The organism is Culturomica sp. (assembly GCF_003524185.1).
In the GTDB taxonomy this organism is placed as follows: domain Bacteria; phylum Bacteroidota; class Bacteroidia; order Bacteroidales; family Marinifilaceae; genus Culturomica; species Culturomica massiliensis.
This window is the reverse complement of sequence record NZ_DOED01000006.1, coordinates 19,595-40,007: the sequence shown is the minus strand read 5'-3', so window position 1 is coordinate 40,007 and position 20,413 is coordinate 19,595. Positions and strand designations below refer to the sequence as shown.

General features: G+C 42.9%; 18 protein-coding genes. 17 read left to right on the top strand and 1 reads right to left on the bottom strand.

What is annotated here, in order from left to right:
- The first annotated feature begins 73 nt into the window (after positions 1–73).
- From DD657_RS01670 to DD657_RS01630, 9 genes are all read left to right on the top strand, one after another.
- A complete protein-coding gene (locus tag DD657_RS01670; RefSeq protein WP_287048212.1) occupies positions 74–2,113 on the top strand; it encodes a TonB-dependent receptor in 2,040 nt (679 codons plus the stop codon).
- Entirely contained in the window at positions 2,113–3,243 is a 1,131-nt protein-coding gene (locus DD657_RS01665; protein WP_068691105.1) for a YncE family protein, read from the top strand. The genes DD657_RS01670 and DD657_RS01665 overlap by 1 nt, the downstream gene beginning before the upstream one ends.
- 84 nt (positions 3,244–3,327) lie before the next feature.
- Complete coding sequence (locus DD657_RS01660) at positions 3,328–4,635, top strand: hypothetical protein (RefSeq protein ID WP_068691104.1); 1,308 nt, start codon at positions 3,328–3,330, stop codon at positions 4,633–4,635.
- Between the two features lie 167 nt (positions 4,636–4,802).
- Positions 4,803–6,512, top strand: a complete 1,710-nt coding sequence (locus tag DD657_RS01655; protein ID WP_287048210.1) for a DUF4465 domain-containing protein — start codon at positions 4,803–4,805, stop codon at positions 6,510–6,512.
- A 234-nt stretch (positions 6,513–6,746) separates the two neighbouring features.
- On the top strand, positions 6,747–8,720 hold the full coding sequence (locus tag DD657_RS01650) for a DUF5074 domain-containing protein (protein ID WP_287048209.1): 1,974 nt from the start codon (positions 6,747–6,749) through the stop codon (positions 8,718–8,720).
- Between the two features lie 63 nt (positions 8,721–8,783).
- A complete protein-coding gene (locus tag DD657_RS01645) occupies positions 8,784–9,050 on the top strand; it encodes a PqqD family protein (RefSeq protein ID WP_021989315.1) in 267 nt (88 codons plus the stop codon).
- A gap of 1 nt (position 9,051) precedes the next feature.
- Positions 9,052–10,149: a nucleotidyltransferase domain-containing protein gene (locus tag DD657_RS01640; protein ID WP_287048207.1), complete on the top strand. Its 1,098-nt coding sequence runs from the start codon at positions 9,052–9,054 to the stop codon at positions 10,147–10,149.
- Between the two features lie 11 nt (positions 10,150–10,160).
- Positions 10,161–11,033: a hypothetical protein gene (locus DD657_RS01635; protein ID WP_287048206.1), complete on the top strand. Its 873-nt coding sequence runs from the start codon at positions 10,161–10,163 to the stop codon at positions 11,031–11,033.
- Positions 11,030–11,464, top strand: a complete 435-nt coding sequence (locus tag DD657_RS01630; protein WP_021989312.1) for a S24/S26 family peptidase — start codon at positions 11,030–11,032, stop codon at positions 11,462–11,464. Before DD657_RS01635 ends, DD657_RS01630 begins: the two co-directional genes overlap by 4 nt.
- Before the next feature lie 177 nt (positions 11,465–11,641).
- On the opposite strand, the gene DD657_RS01625 is transcribed toward DD657_RS01630, so the two are convergent.
- On the bottom strand, positions 11,642–12,259 hold the full coding sequence (locus DD657_RS01625) for a recombinase family protein (protein WP_287048204.1): 618 nt from the start codon (positions 12,257–12,259) through the stop codon (positions 11,642–11,644).
- A gap of 507 nt (positions 12,260–12,766) precedes the next feature.
- Here DD657_RS01625 and DD657_RS01620 point away from each other — a divergent pair.
- From DD657_RS01620 to DD657_RS01585, 8 genes are all read left to right on the top strand, one after another.
- The gene (locus DD657_RS01620; protein WP_021989309.1) at positions 12,767–13,231 is read left to right on the top strand and encodes a hypothetical protein; all 465 of its coding nucleotides are present in this window, start codon (positions 12,767–12,769) and stop codon (positions 13,229–13,231) included.
- A gap of 104 nt (positions 13,232–13,335) precedes the next feature.
- The gene (locus DD657_RS01615; protein WP_287048201.1) at positions 13,336–13,899 is read left to right on the top strand and encodes a protease inhibitor I42 family protein; all 564 of its coding nucleotides are present in this window, start codon (positions 13,336–13,338) and stop codon (positions 13,897–13,899) included.
- Between the two features lie 18 nt (positions 13,900–13,917).
- Positions 13,918–14,331, top strand: coding sequence for a hypothetical protein (locus DD657_RS01610; RefSeq protein WP_287048199.1), 414 nt, complete (start codon positions 13,918–13,920; stop codon positions 14,329–14,331).
- Positions 14,332–14,540: 209 nt separating this feature from the next.
- Complete coding sequence (locus DD657_RS01605; protein WP_287048197.1) at positions 14,541–16,067, top strand: MATE family efflux transporter; 1,527 nt, start codon at positions 14,541–14,543, stop codon at positions 16,065–16,067.
- On the top strand, positions 16,060–17,043 hold the full coding sequence (locus DD657_RS01600; protein ID WP_287048195.1) for a glycosyltransferase family 2 protein: 984 nt from the start codon (positions 16,060–16,062) through the stop codon (positions 17,041–17,043). The genes DD657_RS01605 and DD657_RS01600 overlap by 8 nt, the downstream gene beginning before the upstream one ends.
- Complete coding sequence (locus DD657_RS01595) at positions 17,040–18,266, top strand: Coenzyme F420 hydrogenase/dehydrogenase, beta subunit C-terminal domain (protein WP_287048194.1); 1,227 nt, start codon at positions 17,040–17,042, stop codon at positions 18,264–18,266. The genes DD657_RS01600 and DD657_RS01595 overlap by 4 nt, the downstream gene beginning before the upstream one ends.
- Positions 18,256–19,269, top strand: coding sequence for a polysaccharide pyruvyl transferase family protein (locus DD657_RS01590; RefSeq protein ID WP_287048193.1), 1,014 nt, complete (start codon positions 18,256–18,258; stop codon positions 19,267–19,269). Before DD657_RS01595 ends, DD657_RS01590 begins: the two co-directional genes overlap by 11 nt.
- A complete protein-coding gene (locus tag DD657_RS01585) occupies positions 19,269–20,387 on the top strand; it encodes an EpsG family protein (RefSeq protein WP_287048192.1) in 1,119 nt (372 codons plus the stop codon). Before DD657_RS01590 ends, DD657_RS01585 begins: the two co-directional genes overlap by 1 nt.
- Positions 20,388–20,413 lie beyond the last annotated feature (26 nt).

Genomic DNA, 20,413 nt, shown 5'->3' with positions numbered 1-20,413 from the left:
TTTTTACTTGTTCGGTTATTCCCCGTGTGATGTGAAATCTGTATGAATTTTGTGGTTTTACAGATTTTATTACATGAAAAAGTGTGTGTGCATATTTTGCCTGTTGGCAATGATAGCTGCTTTACAGGCACAAAGCAGGTTGGACAGTGTGCAGCTTCTGGATGAGGCCGTTGTCGTGGCCCGGCAGTATAAAGAGATTATCCCGGCCCAGCGTTTGGAAGGTGAGCAGTTGCAGCGTCTCAATTCTCATTCTCTGGCGGATGCTCTTCGCTATTTTGCCGGTGTTCAAATTAAGGATTACGGTGGCATGGGAGGTTTGAAGACCATCAACGTGCGCAACATGGGTTCTCATCATGTAGGCGTTTTTTACGATGGCTTGCAAATCGGGAATGCCCAGAATGGAGTTGTCGATCTCAGTCGTTTTTCTTTGGACGACTTGGAAGAGGTGGCTTTGTACAACGGGCAAAAAAGTGAAATATTTCAGGCTGCAAAGGATTTTGCATCGGCTTCGGCTGTTTATTTAAAAACAAAACGTCCGGTTTTTGAAAAGGGAAAGCATACGCATGCTCTTTTGCGTTATAAGGCAGGTTCCATACAACTGTGTAATCCCTCTTTTCGTCTCGAGCATCAATTTTCCGATCGTCTGTCGATAACTGCCGGAGGTGAATACCTGCATTCCAACGGGCGGTATAAATTCCGTTACAGAAGGTTGACACCCGGAGGGGCGGTCGCTTATGATACAACTGCTATACGGAGAAACAGCGATATAGATGCATTCCGGATAGAAAGCGGTTTATATGGAACATTGTCTGACGGGGTGTGGCAGGCGAAGATTTACTACTACCAGTCCGACAGGGGATTGCCGGGAGCGATCGTACGGAATGTGTTTTCAGGCGGAGAACGGCAGGGAGATAAAAATTTTATGTTTCAGGCTTTTTTGAAAAAAGAATTGTCTCCCCGCTACAAAATGCAATTCAGTGCAAAATTTGCCTGGGATTATACTCATTATCTGTCCCGTGATACGGTGCTTTTTATGGAAGACTATGTTACCAAAAAAATGCAATACGATAACCGGTATTATCAGCAGGACTGGTATTTTTCTACGGCTCATTCCTATGCCATCCGGCCGAACTGGGAGGTATCGCTTGCCGTCGATTGGCAATACAATAAACTGAATGCGGATATGCGGGGGGTAGGTACTCTTTTTACTTTCCCCGAACGTCATTCGGCCTGGGGAGCTTTGGCGACGGCTGTGGATTTCGGACGATTGAAAATGCAAGCCAGTTTGTTGGGGACATTGGTTTTTGAAAAAGTAAGATACAATACAAAATCCCCTGATAAACACGAGTTGGCGCCGGCCCTATTTGTCGGATATACACCTTTCAGGCAAACGGATCTGACCTTACGTTTCTTCTATAAACGGATTTTTCGTATGCCTACCTTTAATGATTTGTATTATACCCAGATCGGTTATAGTAAATTAAAACCGGAGTATGCCAGTCAGTATAACTTCGGTGTCAGTTATAAAAAGGAGTTTAAGGCCTCTTTTATCACGCTTTTGACGGCTCAGGCAGATGCTTATTATGCCGCGATTACCGATAAAATTATTGCAACGCCTACCGGAAGCAGTTTCCGATGGATGATGACGAACATGGGAAGGGTGGAGAGCAAAGGGATAGATGCGACGGTTGCTGTTCAGACGGCGATCGGGAAAGTAAAACTGAATACAAACCTGACTTATTCCTGGTCGAAAGCCCGGGATTTTACCAAAATCAACGGTTTCAAGCTTAGTTCGTATGGGGATCAGATTCCTTATACTCCCTGGCATAGCGGATCGGTTATCGGTGGGTTGACCTATAAAACGTGGGCAGTGAATTACAGTTTTATCTATGTCGGGGAACGTTATAATGGAGCGGTGAATAATATTGAACGCAACCGTATCGAACCGTGGTATACACACGATGCTTCATTGCAAAAAACTTTCCATTACCGGGACTATACTCTGAAATTATCGGCTGAAGCCAATAATTTACTGAATCAATATTATGATGTCGTACTGAACTATCCGATGCCCGGACGAAATTTCCGTTTTATTTTAACTCTTAGCTTCTGATGAAAAAGATTATATACTTGTCCCTGCTGTTAGTGTCTTTTTGGGCTTGCCGGAAAGATGAGATTATTTTTCTTTCGGACTCCGAGACGGTTTCTTACCCCTTGGCAAATACCCGGATTAAGGGTTTTTATTTACTCAACGAAGGGAATATGGGGATGAACCGGGCTTCTCTGGATTATTTCGATTATACGACCGGCATATATACCCGTGATTTGTATTCGGAACGCAATCCGCAGATCGTTAAAGAATTAGGGGATGTCGGCAACGATATTAAAATATACGGGTCGAAAGCTTATGCCGTTATCAACTGTTCTAATTTTATCGAGGTGTTCGATGTGGAAACGACCCGGCATATTGATACCATACAGGTGCCTAATTGCCGGTATATGGCTTTTCATGAGGGGAAGGCTTATGTCAGTTCGTATGCGGGGAAGGTAGCAATCGATCCCAATGCGGAAATCGGTTTTGTGGCAGAAATAGATACGGCGACATTAAAACTGACGCGTAAAGTGACGGTTGGCTATCAGCCGGAAGAAATAGTTATTCATAACGGGAAATTGTATGTGGCGAATTCCGGGGGATATCGGGTTCCCGATTATGACCGCCGGGTGTCGGTGGTGGATTTAAAAACCTTCCGGAAAATCAAGGATATAGATGTAGCGATAAACCTGCACCGGATGCAATTGGATAAACGGGGGTATATTTACGTATCCTCCCGGGGGGATTATTATGATGTCGCTCCGGATTTATTTGTCATCAATACGATTACGGATCAGGTGGTGGCCGATTTGAATATACCGGTTAGCGAGATGTGTATGGTCGGTGATTCTCTCTATTTCTACAGTGTCGCATACAGTCATCACACGGGACAGAATACGGTGACGTATGGCATACTGGATACCCGGACGCAACAAGTCGTATCCGACAAAATAATTACCGACGGTACGGATAAGAAAATATTGATTCCTTACGGAATTGCCGTCAATCCGGAAACAAAGGAAATTTTTATTACAGATGCCCAGAATTATGTTGTAACGGGATATATCTATTGTTTTACGCCGGAAGGTAAATTGAAATGGAAGACGACAGCCGGGAATATTCCGGGGCATTTTGCTTTTGTGTATAAATGAGCTTATGTGTAATTGCATTATATCCCGTTTTTTATGGGTTTTGAAATATGTGGTTAATAACAGAGTAACTTAAATAAACAGATTATGAAAAAAAAGACAATTGAATTTTTAATGTTGATTTCGTTGTGCTGTGCATTGTTTTTGGCATGCAGCGACGATAATAACGGTCCGGGCACTCCGGGGGGCGGTGATGATGATGAACAATTGGGAGAAATTAAAGATACGGTCTTTACCTCCTTTTCCAATGTTTTGACACGTCTTGTTTTAACGAATGCTCCGGAAGGAGAAGATGTTGTTTGGCAATGGAGTATGGAAAGTGCACCTTCAGAGATTTATTCACTGACGGCGGCGACATCCAGAGAGGCCGTTTTTTTAGCAGGACTGCCGGGCACTTATAAATTGAAAGTTACGGCGACAAAAGGAGAGGAAAGTCAGACGGGAAACATTTCGGTGACGGTAAAGAAAAGTATTGCCGAGGCATCGCCGTATATTGCTAAAATCTATGATTTCCTCCCGGCAGTAGGACAGTTTACCAATGATTTACCTGCTTATACCGAAGGAGATACCCGGGAAGATATAATTACCAAGGTTGAAGGGTATTTGGTTGGAAAAGAGAACGGAGGGATGGTCAGTTTGGGCGGATTCGGGGGGTATATTGTTTTCGGTTTTGACCATACGGTTGTGAACGTAAAGGGAAAACGGGATATCCGGATTTTAGGAAATGCTTTCGGTTCTAATGCCAATCCCCGTCCCGATGCTCCGTTCGGCGGAAGTTGTGAACCGGGAATTATCGTCGTTTCCTACGATAAAAACGGTAACGGACTCCCGGATGACGAATGGTATGAAATTGCCGGAAGTGCATATCAGACAGCAGAGAACGAAGCTTGGTATCCTTTTTTCCTTGAGGCGGGTAAAGATGTCCGGACAATTCGTAATTATGAAATCACCTACCACCGCCCTGTGTCGGAAGAGGTTGCCGACGAATATATTTATTGGGAAGACAATCAAGGGAATTCAGGATATAAGGCTAAGAATATGTTTCACCGGCAATCTTATTTCCCTGCTTGGGTGAACGAAGACAGATTGACTTTCAGTGGAACCCGTTTACCTGAAAACGGATTGGATGAAAGTGGAGCGGGTAATTATTTTGTCCTGTATGCTTTTCGTTATGGCTATGCTGATAATTATCCCAATACAGATGACGAATCGGCTATCGATCTGGCTTGGGCTGTGGATGCCGACGGAAATCCGGTGGAATTACCGGGAATCGACTTTGTAAAAGTGTATTGCGGTGTCAATCAGGAAAACGGCTGGCTGGGAGAATGTTCTACAGAAGTAGCCGGAGCCGTTGATTTACATGTCAAAGGAATCAGTATCGATACACGGAAATAATTCATGTTTAATTATAAAATCAGAGACTATGGAAAAAATTGAAAATTATCAATCCCCGGTGATCGAAATTATTGAAATCGAAGTGGAAAAAGGATTTGCTTCTTCATCCTATCCCTGGGATAACGGAGGCAACTGGTAACGGTAAATAGAAGATAAAAACAGAAATAATGAAAAAATGGTTGTTATTATCGGTGTTATTCTCCTGTCTGCTTTGGGGGTGTCAGGAGGAGGAACACGCCCTTTCATTCAGGCCGGATGAGGGTTTGAAAGTGACAGGGAGTAATGCTTCTCCGGTTCGGACTTCGATAGGAGATCACTATAGCATTTTATGGAGTGCCGGCGATGCTATCGCTCTTTTTTCCGATAAGGCTCAGGCAGAATGGGGAATATCGGCTGACGGTCCGTTTTTTAAAAACCAAAGTGTAACCAACATTAAATATGTGTTGACGGAGGGGGCGGACAGAACTTCCGGAACCTTCGGAGTTGCTTCGGACAATCGTCTGGCCTTTACCGGAAAATACGTCTGGGGAGATCCCGGGACACACTATTTTTATGCCTGTTACCCGTATCGGGATGCTGCAGGTGCTAATACCAAACTTCAGTATATACCGGTTAATTTGCCCAATGCCCAGATTCAGGCAGGCGCAAATAATTCGGATCATATCGGCAAGTTGGATTTTATGTATGCCTCTTTAGCGTTGGAATCCGGAACGAAAGGAGAATACATCGGGAAAACTCTGAATTTTGTTTTCAGACATGTTTTCTCATTATTGGAATTCCACATTACCAATTCTACTACCGGAACGTTGGTACTGGAAGGGTTGACTTTGGACGGAGGAACCGTAGCGGTTGCCGGAGATTATACTTTCGACCTGAAAACCTCGGTTCTTACTTCGGGGAAAACGGCGGATGCATCCGGAACTCAGATCGAAGGAGGTAAGAGCCATGTCGTCGGACTTACTGTTGCGGGGGGAGTCGAGCTGGCAGCCGGAGCTTCCACCAAAGTCTACCTGTTGATTGCCCCTGTTGATTTTTCATCCGCGGCAGCCCGTATCACGGTAAAAACTTCTGCCGGAGACCAGGAATTTACCGGAAATGCGAATTTTCAGGCCGGGAAACGTTATACGAAGAATTTGGACGTTAATGCGTTGACTCCTGCAATGACGTATGATGTGATTGATTTCGAGGATATTGTATTGGAAGACAATGGCGTTTCTTACGGAACATCCACCGGAACGACGGATGATTACGGTATTTGTGATATTTATACCCATACCCGTTACGGTGCGACGTTTACAGCTTATCCTTATACGGCAGCGATGGGAGGTCCTTCTGCTTTCTGGTGCGGAGTGGCTTATTCCGGAAATTGTGATATGACGGTTGCCGGAGTGTCGAATCAGTACAGTGTTTATTATAAGGACCCTTTGACATCACTGGGCGGACGGAACGGATCAGAAAGGTTTGCCATTGTCTATTGTGCTGAAAATATTATGGGACCCGATTATACTTCGGCAATTACTTTTCCGACAGCGACAGAAAAGACCGTTGACCATTTGTATGTAACCAACTCTACCTATGCCGTGCTTTCCATGCTGAACGGAGATAGCTTTGCGAAAAAATTTGCAGATGGAGATTGGTTTAAGCTGACCGTAACCGGATATAACAAAGACGGAGGGCAAATCGGTACAGTCGATTTTTATTTGGCAGATTACCGGAACGGGAAGTCCGATATTATACAGCAATGGACGAAACTCGATTTAACATCGCTCGGAGCTGTAAATAAATTGACATTTACTTTATCGAGCTCCGATACCGGGACCTATGGAATGAATACTCCGGCATATTTCTGTATGGACGACATTGCAATCCGGAAATAAACAATTTAATAATTTGAAATGAAAAACGTCTGTAAAGTCGAATAGAAAGATGGAACACAAACTTTTAAATACATAATGATGGAAAAACAAAAAATTAGAAGTTATCAGCCGCCTGTGGTTGAAATCATTGAAATTGAAGTGGAAAAAGGATTCGCTTCTTCATCCTATCCCTGGGATAACGGAGGCAACTGGTAATAAACGAAGTTGATTATTAATAAAAATACAAGATAAAAAATGAAAAAAGGAATGTTATTATTCGTGTTCTTTGCCTGCTTGTTCGGAGCTTGTCAGGAGGATGAACACGGAATTTCGGTACAGCCGAATGAAGGACTTAAAGTAACGGGAAAGAGCGGAGAGTCTACCCGCACATCGATCGGCGACGATTACAGTATTTTATGGAACAGCAGCGATGCGATCGCACTTTTTTCCGATAAGGCTCTGGCCGAGACGAACGATGCCGACCGTAATGTAACGAATATCAAATATACACTGGCATCGGGTGAGAATAATGTTTCTGCAACTTTTACCGTAGCCGATAACGTTACTTATACGGGAAAATACAAATGGGGAGCTTCGGGTACACACCGTTTTTATGCTTACTATCCCTATCGGGAAGGTGCCGATGCAACGGCAGTCCTGACCCGTCTCCCGGCAACCCTTTCCAATAATCAGGTACAGGAGGCTGCCAATAGCTCGGCTCATATCGGGGCGACCGATTTTATGTATGCTTCTTTGAGCTTGGACGGAGGAACTGTCGGTAACTATATCGATCGGACGCTGGATTTTTCTTTTCGCCATGCTTTTGTATTATTGGAATTTACAGTCACCAATTCGACGGCAGCTCCGATAGCATTGGAAACGGTAAAATTGGACGGAAACGGACAGACGATTGCCGGTGACTATACATTCGACATTACCACTTCCACCCTGACGGCAGGGAAGACGATAGATGCTTCCGGTAATATGATCGACGGGGTGAAGCGGACTGTCGTACAACTGTCGGTGAAAGAACCTGTAACGTTGGCTGTCGGAGCTTCAACAACCGTATATATGATGATCGCTCCAACGAATTTCACGGCTTCGCCGGCGACGATTACTGTCGGAACGACAGGAGGTGTGCAGACGTTTAGCGGTAACGCCGATTTACTTGCCGGAAAACGTTATACGAAAACGCTTGACCTGACGACCTTGACTCCGGCTGTAGTCGATTATACCAAAGGTGCTTTAGTGTTGATGGAAGGCAATATGTCGAATGAAACCGGAACCCTTTGTCATATTTCTCCGGATGGAGTAATGACCCCTGATATTTATTACCGGGCTAACGGTGAACATATGGGAAATGTAGCACAGGACCTGTTTATCAATGACGGCAAAATTTATATCATTACGCAAAATGGCAGCAGAAACGGTGGAGTCGGAATGTTTGTCGTTGCCGATGCGAAAACGATGGAAAAAGTGGTGGCTTACGAAGCAGACGAGTTTACTCCGGCTTTAAGTTGGCCGACCCATATCGCAGTGACGGGAGGATATGCTTTTATCCGGGATAATAATGGGGTGTACTCTTTTAATCTTGCCACAAAAACGATTCAGTTTATCGAAGGTACAAAAGGAGTTATTAAAAACCGGATGGCCGTTGCCGGAAATAAGGTATTTGCCGCTGCCGGTAAATCCTTGCATGTATTGGAACCGGGACGGACGGATATCGTACATACCATTACTATGGATGCTAATATATCGGGTCTCCGGAAATCGGCGGACGGGAAATTATGGGTCTCTGTAGTATCCAATCCGGCCGTTATGATGAAGATTGATCCGGCCGATTATTCTATTCTGAAAAGCAATGAATTGGGAAGTTATAAAATCGGAGCAGGCTGGGGTGCCGTGCCGGCTTTTGCTGCTTTTGGAGATAACGTGTATTTTACAAACGGGTCGACAACGATATACAGGCATGATTTTACTTCCGGAACAACAGAGCAGTTATTGAATATAACGAGTAAAATTGCAGATGCTGCAATGAATTACAACAGCTTGGGCGTTGATCCGGAAACCGGAGAAGTGTATATGGCGACAATCAAGGGATATGGTCAGGACTACAAGATCAACCACGTCAGCGTGTGGAATTTCAATGCTGCAGAACCTCTGAAAGCGACCTATGCCGGTTACTTCCGTTTCCCGGCAGGCGTTTATTTCCCGGCGGAATTTAAATAATGTAATAAAGGTTTGAAAGTAACGGACTGTGACTTTCAAACCTTTTATTAAATCAATATTAGTATGAAAATTAATCCAGATTACCGGTTGCGGGTGATTGCCGGTGAAAATATCGTAATTATGCACGGCACGCAGGGTGCCGATATGACCAAAGTAATTTCTCTGAACGATACAGCCAAAGAATTATGGGTAAAATTCAGGCATAAGGAATTTACGGAGGAAAATGTGGTGGAACTATTGATGAAAACCTATTCGATCCCCGAAGAAATAGCGAAGCGCGATGCTTTGGTATGGATAGATTCTCTGAAGCAATGTAAAGCTATACTTTGATATGGAGCATGAAAAAATAGTGGTCGGACTTTTACGTACTGCTATAGGTAGATGCCCTGCGGAGATAAAAGAACTTGAAATGCTTTCCGGGCAGGATTGGAAAGAAGTATATAAAATCGCTTCCGGGCAGGGAGTTCTGGCTTTGATATGGGACGGATTGAAAAAATTATCTGCGGAGTATTTACTACCGAGGGAGTTACGCTTGCAATGGGTGTTGAATGTGGAAAAAATAGAAAACCGTTTTGCCCGGTATACCCGTACAGCCGGAGAACTGGCCGGAGAATTAGCCCGACAGGAAATTCGTATAATGATACTGAAAGGATTGGGACTGGCTTCTTTATATCCGGTACCCGCTCACCGCGAAGGAGGTGACATCGACGTGTGGTTGTTCGGTAAATACGAAGAAGGGAATAAATGGGCAGAAGATAACGGAATAGATGTGAATGTGGATTATTATAAGCATTCTAAATTTTATTACCGTGCCATTCCGGTTGAAAATCATCAATATTTCCTGAATGTAAAAATGGATACCGTTGACAAATGCCTGGAGAAAAAGTTATACGATATACTGGCTGACTGTCCTTGTGCGGAATTGCCGGTGCAGGCAAATAAATTATGGACACCTCCGGCAGATTTCAATGCATTATTCCTATTGCGGCACGCAGCGGTTCATTTCGCTTCCGAAGGCATCGTTCTGCGGCATTTTTGCGATTGGGCTCTTTTTTGGCAAAAATGCGGACAGAAAGTAGATGTTGGTGCATTTATGAACACCTTGGAAGGAACGGGTTTGTTGGAATTTGCCCGGGTATTTACGGTTTTGGCTTTCGATGTAACCGGAATAGATCCTTGTTGTTGTCCTGTCCCTCCGGGTGAGAACAAGCAGTTGTACCGTCGTATGCAGAATGAGGTACTGAGTGTTGTTGTGCAGAATAAACCTATCGGAAAATCGGCGTTTACCGTCTTTCTATTCAAGGCCCGGCGGTTCTTTTCGTCTCGCTGGAAACACAAACTTGTTTACCGTAGTGCATTTGTAAGCCGTATTGGTTATTCTGTTGCCGAGCACCTGAAACATCCTCATTTGTTATTGAAGTTACGGTAAAGAAACGATTTATGGAAGGAAACAGGAAAAAAGTTTATCGTATCGCCGGACATATGTTGGTGATCGGTGGCTCCGGGACATCGGAATTATTGGAACGGATGGGATGTTTTGTCCCGTTTTTAAGTGAAGAGTCGTCTGCTTGTCCTGATTTAACAATCGAGACGGACCGGATTTTACCTTCGGTGCCGGGTATCTTATTTTATGAAAGCTTTTTGGAGATCGGACATTTGCGGATATATAAGGGGAAGGCTTGTTTTCTATGCAGTCTTCAGTCGTCCGACGGATATAATTCATTTCATTTGCTTTGTTTCCCCGGGCGGCGTAAAGTGCTGACAGATTCGACATCCCACCCGGATTTGTTGCGTTTCGGATTCTGGGTGGCTTACAATATATCTTTTGCCATGCAGCGGACGATAGCAATCCATGCTTCTGTCATTACGTGCAATGGGAAAGCCGTTCTTTTTTTAGGGGAATCCGGGACCGGTAAAAGTACGCACACCCGTATATGGTGCGAACATATTTCCGGTGCCGTTTTATTAAATGATGACAGTCCGGTTGTACGTATTACCGAAGGATATCCGCTTGTCTCCGGTTCTCCCTGGAGTGGCAAAACTCCATGTTACAAGAATGAAGCTTATCCTTTAATTGCTTTGGTACGCCTGAAACAAGCTCCGTATAATCGAATTTCGGAGTTATCCGTATTGAGGGCATTAGGGGCTGTGTATCCTTCCTGTCCTCCGGAGTTAATGGGAGACATAGAACTCTCTGATGCAATTTGCATGACGATTTCCGATGTTTTACAGCGGGTCCCTGTGTATATCCTGGAATGTTTGCCTGATCCGGATGCTGCCGGATTGGTTTACCAAACCATTTTCCGTTCATGAAAACCGTTTCGAATTTATTGTTGGAAGAAGCGATAGCTGTATTACAGGAAGGTAAAAACGTCAGTCTTTACATACGGGGAAACAGCATGTTTCCTTTTCTCCGCGACGGCAAGGATATTTTGGAACTTTGTCCTCCCGGAGACAGGGCATTGGGGCGGGGAGATGTGGTTTTATTCCGCTATGGAGGAAAACTATTGTTGCATCGTATTATCGCCCTTCGGGGAGAGTATTTTATTATGCAGGGAGACGGTTGTTGGCAAAATAAGGAAAAAGCCGTTCGGTCCGATATCTTTGCGATCCTTTTTGCCGTTCGCTATCCGGATGGCAGAATACGTCATTGTCAGTCTTTTACCTGGCGCTTTTATTCTGCTCTTTGGTTTCATCTCCGGTTTATCCGGCGTTATGTGTTGGCCGTCTTGCGGCGTATATGATTGACGGTTAAAAGCCTGCTTGAAATCATGAATTTCAGATTGCACTCACAATCTACCTTGGAAATCTATGATTTTGGATAAGAACCGTCTTTGGAGTTTGATTAATGCTTGTCTTGTGTCTTCGCAGATCAACGAACCTACGGTTCTGATCCGTTTAAATCGTAGATTAAAAATAAATCAATACCTGTCGGAGGGGGAATTGATTTTGTTTTCTTTCCAGTGTTTATAAAATGTACTGCGGGAAAAACCATATCGTAAACAAATGGTTTTAACAGGGACCCCTTGTTTTAATAAATCTGCGATACGTTCCCGCTTTTCGTTTAACAATTGGTGTTTGGGCCTGTAATTTGCGGGTCTGCCCAGTCGGATACCTGCCTGACGGCGGGTGGCCAATGCTTCCCGGGTACGTAACGAAATCAGATTCCGTTCGATTTCGGCTACCAGCCCGAAAGCAAAAGCCAGTACTTTGCTATTGATACTGTCGTCGAAAGCATAACCGTCTTTTGTACTGTAGACCGTTATTTTACGTTCCAGGCAATTGTTCAATACACTCATAATATCATAAAGCGTCCGGCTCAAACGGGAAAGTTCCGTGACGATCAGGCTATCTCCGGATTTTAATGATTTTAACAGATGTCCCAAATTGCGGTCTTCTTTACGGCAACGTCCGCTGACTACCTCTTTTTCCCAACGATCGATCGTCATTCCTCTTGCCTGTGCGAATTTTGTAATTTCATTCCGTTGGTTGATCAGATGTTGTCGTTCCGTACTGACTCTTAAATAAGCTACAATCATAGTATTACAGATTTAATGAATCTGTGTAAGTAACGAAAAGAAAAAAGAAAGGCTACGGTTTTTATGGTAAGAATGTCTAAAAAAGCGTAATTAAACGTTCATTTAAATGAACAAATGTAAATACAAATGTATGATATTTTTTGTTGATATCCAAAATTCATATCACTTGTTGATTAATAATTTTTTACGGTGTCTGTTTTCAATTTCTTTTTTTAACAATCCGGTCATTGGGTTGTTGTCTATTTTATCGAACGTTAAAACGGACACATTTATTGTGTTGTTATCATTCAGAGTCAGACGTTGTTTTGACAGTTTTGGACGTAAAAGAGTCTCCCGGTGGCGTCGCCGTGGGTTGCTACACGCGTAGGGTAACAGACCGGGCGTGAATCGGATTTGGTTCCGGTGGGGAAACCCCCGAAGGCAACGCCGTCGCTGTGGTCAGGGAGCGGGAGTTCGATTCTCCCGGCGACGACCAAATAAAAACAGACTATTTATATTTTGTGAATTATGAACCTATCTCTTCAGAATCTTTCTCTTTTGGCTCGAAGCTATTTGTTGGAGTCCCTTTGTGAAACCGGCAGAAGACATCAGATTCAATCCGGAGATAAATTGTGGAGTGAAGAACAGCAAACGATAAAACGTATGATAACCGAGTTGTCTGCCGATATACTGGAATATTATTCTGAAGAGCAGGATATTACAATAAAGGCAGAAGCCCTTATCGCCCTTATGGATGCCCGGGAAATCGGTAATACGGAGAAGGAATTGCAACAGGCATTGGCGTTTGCAGAGCGCTTGTTGCCGCAAATGGCAGGGTCGCCTTTAAAATGTAAGCTTTTATCTTATTGTTATTATTATATAGAAGAACCGGAATGTGCAAAAGAAGCTTCCCGCATTATCGAAAGTTGGGATAAAACCCAATATACGCCGGAAATGAGGGAGGCTATTGAATGCTACAATATGTTGATTTGACATTGCTTTGTTTGCATTCAACGGGAGAGGTCTTTATGGGATGAGGAAAACTGATTTATCTATTGATAGATAGTGTTTTAAGTATTAACTAAAAATCCAAAGCCATGAAAGTAAATGAAATTTTTACTGTTGAACGGGAAGTAAGCCCGAGTATCGGTACCAATTATTTTTTGGTCCGTTTAGAAGGAGGATTAGCTCTCCTGGAAGAAGGTACACGTTCGGAACCCGGAGAATATCGCATAGGTGCTCCGTTGAAAAAATACTTTGTATTTAAATGTATCGAGCCGGGGGAAGCAGCCATTCAATTTGCATTTTTCAGGGCCTCTTCTCCCGATGATCTGCTTTATGAAGAAGTGCTTCCGATTCAAATCGAAAAAAATGCCGATCTCGATTCTACGCTTCCCGGAGGGTGGAGTCCCAGGCGTCCTTTGACGGAAGAAGATCGGAAACTGTTCGAAACAGTAATGAAGGGGTGGTGCGGAGCTACATACGATCCGATTTGCGTTTCGAGTCAAATCGTAGCAGGCACAAATTACCGTTTTACCTGCAAAGTGACTACTGTAACGGAAATTTCTAAAACATACCATGCTATCGTTGCTGTATTTGAGCCCCTCCCGAATGAAGGGAAACCTTATATCACAGATATTATCCGTTTGTTAGGTGTATAATGTTTAAATTTTATTATTATGGAAGAAAATTTGGATATTATTTTTTCACAGCTTCAGAAGCATGTGGAAAATCAATTGGCAGGAAATGATGAGTTTCCCCAAGTAACCACACAGTCTTGTAATGGAGGCGGTACGATTCCATTTGAAATCGACCTGGACCGTAATGGTAATGCACATTATCAGATTTCTAAAAAAGGCTGGGGCGTTACGATTTCTGCTACAGCTACCATACAGGAGCCTGGCGGTGCTGTTTTTAGTATAAATGTACGTTCCAGTGACGGAGGTGGAGGGGATTGGAGTAATATACCGACCGGTGGCTCTGTTTCCTGTAAGTTGAAGACCAGTTTTTGGCACAGTACGACAATTACGATCGATATACACAGTTCCAAGCCGAATTGCAGGCTGAAGGCTGAATTGAGATATAGTTATTGATCGCTTTACCTTATCCCAAGTGCCCTGTAAAAAGGGCACTTTTAAGTTTTACTTTTCGGTTGGCCTCTTTCCGTATTTATTTCCCGGTTATTTTCCAATTGATGTGTTGACGAAACATTGAAATCCGATCCTCCTGCAAATCATATCGTATTGTCCGGAAAGACTTCCCGCTTTCCCAGATTTTTTATTGTGTCATTTTAATCTGTAATATGCCTTCAGAAAATACCCGCCGTATTGCTAAAAACACAGCCATGTTGTATATCCGGATGTTATTGATTATGGCGGTGACATTGTATACTTCGCGGGTGGTGCTGAATGTGTTGGGAGTAGAAGATTACGGGATATACAGTGTTGTGGGTGGGGTGGTTGCCATGTTCGGATTTCTGAATAGTGCCATGAGCGGAGCCACTTCGCGTTTTCTGACTTATGATTTGGGGAAACAAGACCGGGTAGGATTACAAAAAACTTTTGATACCGCCCTGACTATTCATATAGGGATAGCAGTACTTATATTCCTGTTGGCGGAAACAATAGGGCTGTGGTTTGTAGAACATAAATTGGTCGTTCCGGACGACCGGATGTTTGCTGCACGTGTGGTCTATCAGTTTTCTGTCGCGGCCTGTATGGTCAGTGTCACTCAGATTCCTTACAATGCGTCGATTATCGCACACGAAAGGATGGGAATATATGCTTATGTAAGTATAATCGATGCGGTTTTAAAATTGCTGATTGTTTATTTGCTGAGTTGGAGCGATCGGGATAAACTGATTCTTTATTCTGCATTGTTTTTTGTTGTAACGTTAATAGTGGCTCTGGTGTATAGGATATATTGCGTACGTTTTTTTAATGAGTGTCATTATCGTTTCAGATATAGTAAAGACCGGATAAAAGATATGTTGTTTTTTTCCGGATGGGATTTATTGGGCAACATGAGTGCCACCTTGAGAGGTCAGGGGATAAATCTGCTTCAAAATATGTTTTGGGGACCTTTGATGAATGCTGCAACGAATATTGCGAATCAGGTATTGGGAGCTTTATCTATGTTTGCTGACAGTTTTTTGACGGCAGTCCGGCCTCAGATTGTAAAAAAATATGCAGAGAGAGATTATAAAAGGGTACAGTTTTTAGTAAATAATGCGGCTAAGTATGCTTATCTATCGCTACTGTTTTTTGCACTTCCTTTAATTTTAGAGAATCAGCTGGTATTGGAAGTATGGTTGAAAAACGTTCCTGCTCATACGGTTCTGTTTTGCCGGATGAATATCGTCATTGCTATGATTATTGTCATGTTCAGGCCGGTTTTGTTTGCTATTCATGCCACCGGCAAAGTAAAATATATGAGCCTTTTGGCCGGGATCACCTATACTGCGATATTGCCTGCTACTTATTTTTATTTTAAACACGGGTATTCTGCAAATACTCCTTATGTATTGAGTGTGATTGCTTTCCTGATTTGTTCTTTCGGAAATATGTTCATACTGAAAAAATATTTATCCGCTTTTTCCATCAAGAGTTTTGTCTGGGAGGCGTTTGGGAGATGTTTCGTTATTACTGTTTTGTCTTTGCTGTTTCCTGTCTATATGCATTTCAGCCTTTCCTATGGTTTCGGACGTTTCGTGATGGTGTTCGCAACTTCGGCCGTATCTATTGCTTTGGGAACTTTTTTTATCGGAATGAACCGGGAGTGGAGAGGGTTCATTGTCAATCAGGTGAGAAAAAAAATTCGTCATGAATAAATTAGTGAGCATTATAACCCCCTGTTATAACGGGGAAAAATATGTCAGTCGTTTCCTGGATTCGATATTGAACCAGACCTATAAAAATATTGAATTGATATTCGTAAATGACGGTTCTACGGATAAAACAGAAGAAATTGTTTTGGAATATCTTCCTGCTTTCCGACAGGAGGGAATGAAATTAATCTATAAGAGGCAGGCGAATGCAGGACAGGCTGCGGCTTTGAATGAAGGATTGAAATGGTTTTCAGGTGAGTTTCTGACCTGGCCGGACTCGGATGATTATCTGGATCCCCTGTCTATAGAGAAAAGAGTGGATTTTCTGGAATATAATCCGGATTATGGACTTGTGCGTTCGAATGCTTATTATGTGGATTTTTATACGCTTAAAAATGTCAGGAAATTGGCTGTTTTGCCAAGACGTTACGAATCCAGGCTTTTTGAGGGGTTGATAAAGGGAATACAATATTGGGTAAACGGTTGTTATTTAGTAAGAACTGCCGCTTTTCTGGATGTGAACCCGGAGAGGAGCATCGAATATTCTTTTGTAGGTCAGAATGTTCAGATGTTACTGCCTGTCAGTTATAAATACCGGTGTGGTTATATCGATGAGTGTCTTTTCTATTATGTAAATACTCCCGGTTCTCATTCGCGGGTTAAGCGCACTTATCGACAGGCATACGAGAGATGTGACGAATTTTACAGGTTACTTCGTTCTGTCTGTAATGGAATAACTATGAGTGAGACGGACCGGAATAAATATGCAGGGCAATTGGAGGAGTATCGTATGTTGGCTCACAGGGACCTGGCTTTGCAATACAAACAAAGGGAGGATTTCGAGAGATATGAAATGTCATTGCAGAGGAATCACGGTAAATATAGCTGTATTCCTGTTCTATGGGTCTATTTTTTTAAGAGGTGGGAAAGGGTATTGAAAATGGAAAGTAAAAATCTGATAAAACGCTTTGTAAGATGAGAACGAAGATTCGTTTGGCTTCGAAAAATACATGTACAGGTTGCCTGGCTTGTTTGGATTCTTGTCCTGAAAAAGCGATTCACGCTTGCGTGCGCTCAAATGGACATTTGTATCCTGAAATAGACTCTGGGGTTTGTGTGAAATGTGGGCGGTGTATGGAGGTTTGTCCGGTGGTTTCCGGATATGATTATCAGGATATCGCCAGACGTTCGGAACCTTATGCGGTTTGGGCGAATGATGATGAGCTTCGTATGCAAAGTGCATCCGGAGGACTTTTTGCAGCTTTGGCGGTGTATGTGCTTTCACAGGGAGGTGTAGTGGCCGGGGCTTCGATGGAAGGGATAGAGGTGAGACATATTTTGATTTCCGGGATATATGAATTGTATAAAATACAGAACAGCAAATACCAGCAGGTTGTGTCTTCCGGCATTTATAAAGCGGTGAAAGAGGCGTTACGACAGGGAAAAACAGTATTGTTCGGAGGTACTTCCTGTCAGATTGCCGGCCTTTCTTGTTTTTTGGGAGAAAATAAGTTTTCCGGACACTTGTATACGGTAGATATGATTTGTTCCGGTTTTCCTTCGCTTCTGGCGTTGGAGTCCTTTTTGAAACACGAAGCCGGTCCGGTACAAACAATTATTTACAGAGATAAAAAAGAGGGGTGTGAAAAAGGGCAGAGATTATCGGTTATATTCAAAAAAGAGGCTGAGGCGGAGAAGGTTTATGCCGGGGATTTGGTCTATGCTGCTTTCGGGACACATTATACGCACCGTTCCTGCTGTTTGAATTGTCGTTTTGCGGTTGCCAGGCGAAAGGCGGATATTACGATGGGAGATTTCTGGGGAGATACGGATTTTCCGGAACAACATTATAAAGGTTTGTCTCTGGCTATTGTGCATACGGACCGGGGACGGGATTTATTGAAGCGGGCTGATTTGACAGTACATAGTTCTGCATGGGAAAAGGTGTTAAAAGTCAATTTTCGTTTGGTTTATGGTAAATTCAGTTTTTTAAAATTTCATCCGGCCCGGTGGTTTTATCCTTGGTTGTTTACACATTGCTCTTACGGGATTTTATTAAAAATATACCGGGGAGCCGGGGCGTATTCCCGGGGATGGTACCCTTACCTGGTATTTTGTAAAATGATTGGTTTATTGGAGAAATTACAACGGGGAAGGGTTGTTTTGAAATTTCTGAAACGAATGAAATACTATGAAGATTAAATTATTGACTTTTTCCGGAACTCCTAACTACGGAGCGTTGTTGCAGACTTATGCCCTTTGTGAAGTGCTGGGGTCCTGGGGACATCAGGTGGATTTGTTGAAAGTATTGTTATATAAACCTTCATTGAAAAATACGCTTCGTTGTTATCTGTATGACCGGTTTATGTTGCGCTTTCAGAAACACTATTTGCCTGCATATGTAAAAATCGGGGATATTGACCGGGAGGCGGTATATATTGTTGGTAGCGATCAGGTGTGGAACCCGCATTTTATGACGTTACACGGCTTATTGTTTTTCTTCGACTTTTTGCCTGATGAGGTGAAACGGATTTCCTATGCAGCCAGTTTCGGAGAACAGGATTTAAAATATACGGACAGGATAAAGGAACGTATACGGGCGCTTTTGAGTAAGTTCTCGGCTGTCAGTGTCCGCGAAAGTTTTGCTGTGGAAGTATGCCGGGAAAACTTCAAGATCGTTCCCGGACTTGTTTTAGACCCGACGCTTTTATTGACCGATTATTCCCGGATATCCGGTCCTGTGACGAAGCAGAATACATTGGTGAGTTTTAAGTTTGTACAATCGCCGGAGTACGATCGGCTTCTGGAGATTTTAGCCGGTAAGTCAAATTTAAAGATAAACAGATTGGATCGCAAATTCATAAAAATTCGTAATAAGGGATACATAAACAGGCATGTAAGTGTCAATGATTGGGTAAAAGCGATTGCGGAATGTGAGATGTTGGTTACAGATTCTTTTCATGGGGTAGCTTTTGCATTGATTCACCGGAAACAATTTATTGTACTTCCTTCGGTAAAATCCCGGATGGGAAGAGTAGTTTCTTTGCTTCGTTTGCTGGGTATTGTGGACAGGTATTATGATTCAGTGGACGAGGTGTACAGGAGATTGGATAGGATGGAGCTTATAGATTATAAAAGAGTGGGCGGATTATTGGATAAGGAGAGAGAACGTTCCCTGAGATTTTTACAAAATTCGCTTAGTTGATGATTCCCTATATTTTGATTTTGTTGCTGTTGTGTTTGGGGCTTTTTTATGAATTATATCTGCCTTCTGCCCGGCAAGATATGATCAGCTTCCAGCATAGAGCGGTTTATTTCTTTCTGGTTTCGGCTGTGGCTCTGATGACCGGGTTCAGGGACATGATAGGCGGGTATGACGTTTATATCTATGCCTGGTTTTTTGACGAAATTCCGGCGATAGATAGCTTGTTCCCCTGGTCTGCAGGAGATCCCTCTGTTTATTTTCGTTTTGAACCCGGATATTTGCTTTTAAATTCGGTGATTAAGTTTTTTTGTGCGGATGCGTATTTTTATTTTTTTACGGTTGCCTTGCTGACTTACTTTTTGATAGGGAAAGCTTTCCGGAGGTATCCTTTTTTTGTGTTCGCTTTTTTCCTGTTTTTTGCCAAATTCTTTATTGTGGGTTTTGTTTATACCCGGCAGTTTATAGCCATGGGGATCGTATGGTGGAGTCTTCGTTTTCTGGAAGAAAACCGGAAAAATGTGTTTTTGGTTTTTCTGTTACTGGCAACGACTATTCATTACAGTGCTTTCGTCGTGTTTCCGATGTATTTTCTGGCAAACCGGCGATTTTCCGGCAAATTCCTGGGCATTGTATTTGTTGTTGCATTGGTCTTGGGTGTTTCGCCCTTTATCAAATGGGTGATGGCTTCGGTGAATCATTTTTTGATGCTGGATAAGCTTGACGGATATGCAGAAGCAGCCCAGGATTCGTTTCATATCCCCTATTTTATAGAAACGTCTTTGATGGTGGCCGGGGTGCTTTACTATCGTAAAAGGATATATGCCGATAAAAAATATATCGTGTTACTGAATATGTTGGTATTGTATTCGGTATTCTCTTATCTGACGTTGCGGGATGCAGGCGTGATACGCTTTATCTGGTATTACTTTATCGGTTACGCGGTTCTGGTGCCTGTTATGTTGTTCCGTTTTGTCCGCTATAAAGAATTGATTTTGCTGTTTGTACTGATCTATTTTTCTTTTGTGTATTTCAGGAATGTCATCGTCCGGGATGACGGAAATTTTATTCCCTATAAGGCGGTATTTATGGATACTCACCGGGAAGATAAATTCAGATGATAAGTCCATTGGCTTATTCTGTGTTT

What these genes read in the sequence shown, in the direction of transcription:
- DD657_RS01640 (WP_287048207.1), top strand. Translation starts at nt 9,052, where the DNA reads ATGGAGCATGAAAAAATAGTGGTCGGACTTTTACGTACTGCTATAGGT.
- DD657_RS01655 (WP_287048210.1), top strand. Translation starts at nt 4,803, where the DNA reads ATGAAAAAATGGTTGTTATTATCGGTGTTATTCTCCTGTCTGCTTTGG.
- DD657_RS01585 (WP_287048192.1), top strand. Translation starts at nt 19,269, where the DNA reads ATGATTCCCTATATTTTGATTTTGTTGCTGTTGTGTTTGGGGCTTTTT.
- DD657_RS01670 (WP_287048212.1), top strand. Translation starts at nt 74, where the DNA reads ATGAAAAAGTGTGTGTGCATATTTTGCCTGTTGGCAATGATAGCTGCT.
- DD657_RS01645 (WP_021989315.1), top strand. Translation starts at nt 8,784, where the DNA reads ATGAAAATTAATCCAGATTACCGGTTGCGGGTGATTGCCGGTGAAAAT.
- DD657_RS01630 (WP_021989312.1), top strand. Translation starts at nt 11,030, where the DNA reads ATGAAAACCGTTTCGAATTTATTGTTGGAAGAAGCGATAGCTGTATTA.
- DD657_RS01605 (WP_287048197.1), top strand. Translation starts at nt 14,541, where the DNA reads ATGCCTTCAGAAAATACCCGCCGTATTGCTAAAAACACAGCCATGTTG.
- DD657_RS01620 (WP_021989309.1), top strand. Translation starts at nt 12,767, where the DNA reads ATGAACCTATCTCTTCAGAATCTTTCTCTTTTGGCTCGAAGCTATTTG.
- DD657_RS01600 (WP_287048195.1), top strand. Translation starts at nt 16,060, where the DNA reads ATGAATAAATTAGTGAGCATTATAACCCCCTGTTATAACGGGGAAAAA.
- DD657_RS01625 (WP_287048204.1), bottom strand. Translation starts at nt 12,259, where the DNA reads ATGATTGTAGCTTATTTAAGAGTCAGTACGGAACGACAACATCTGATC.
- DD657_RS01635 (WP_287048206.1), top strand. Translation starts at nt 10,161, where the DNA reads ATGGAAGGAAACAGGAAAAAAGTTTATCGTATCGCCGGACATATGTTG.
- DD657_RS01610 (WP_287048199.1), top strand. Translation starts at nt 13,918, where the DNA reads ATGGAAGAAAATTTGGATATTATTTTTTCACAGCTTCAGAAGCATGTG.
- DD657_RS01650 (WP_287048209.1), top strand. Translation starts at nt 6,747, where the DNA reads ATGAAAAAAGGAATGTTATTATTCGTGTTCTTTGCCTGCTTGTTCGGA.
- DD657_RS01665 (WP_068691105.1), top strand. Translation starts at nt 2,113, where the DNA reads ATGAAAAAGATTATATACTTGTCCCTGCTGTTAGTGTCTTTTTGGGCT.
- DD657_RS01595 (WP_287048194.1), top strand. Translation starts at nt 17,040, where the DNA reads ATGAGAACGAAGATTCGTTTGGCTTCGAAAAATACATGTACAGGTTGC.
- DD657_RS01615 (WP_287048201.1), top strand. Translation starts at nt 13,336, where the DNA reads ATGAAAGTAAATGAAATTTTTACTGTTGAACGGGAAGTAAGCCCGAGT.
- DD657_RS01660 (WP_068691104.1), top strand. Translation starts at nt 3,328, where the DNA reads ATGAAAAAAAAGACAATTGAATTTTTAATGTTGATTTCGTTGTGCTGT.
- DD657_RS01590 (WP_287048193.1), top strand. Translation starts at nt 18,256, where the DNA reads ATGAAGATTAAATTATTGACTTTTTCCGGAACTCCTAACTACGGAGCG.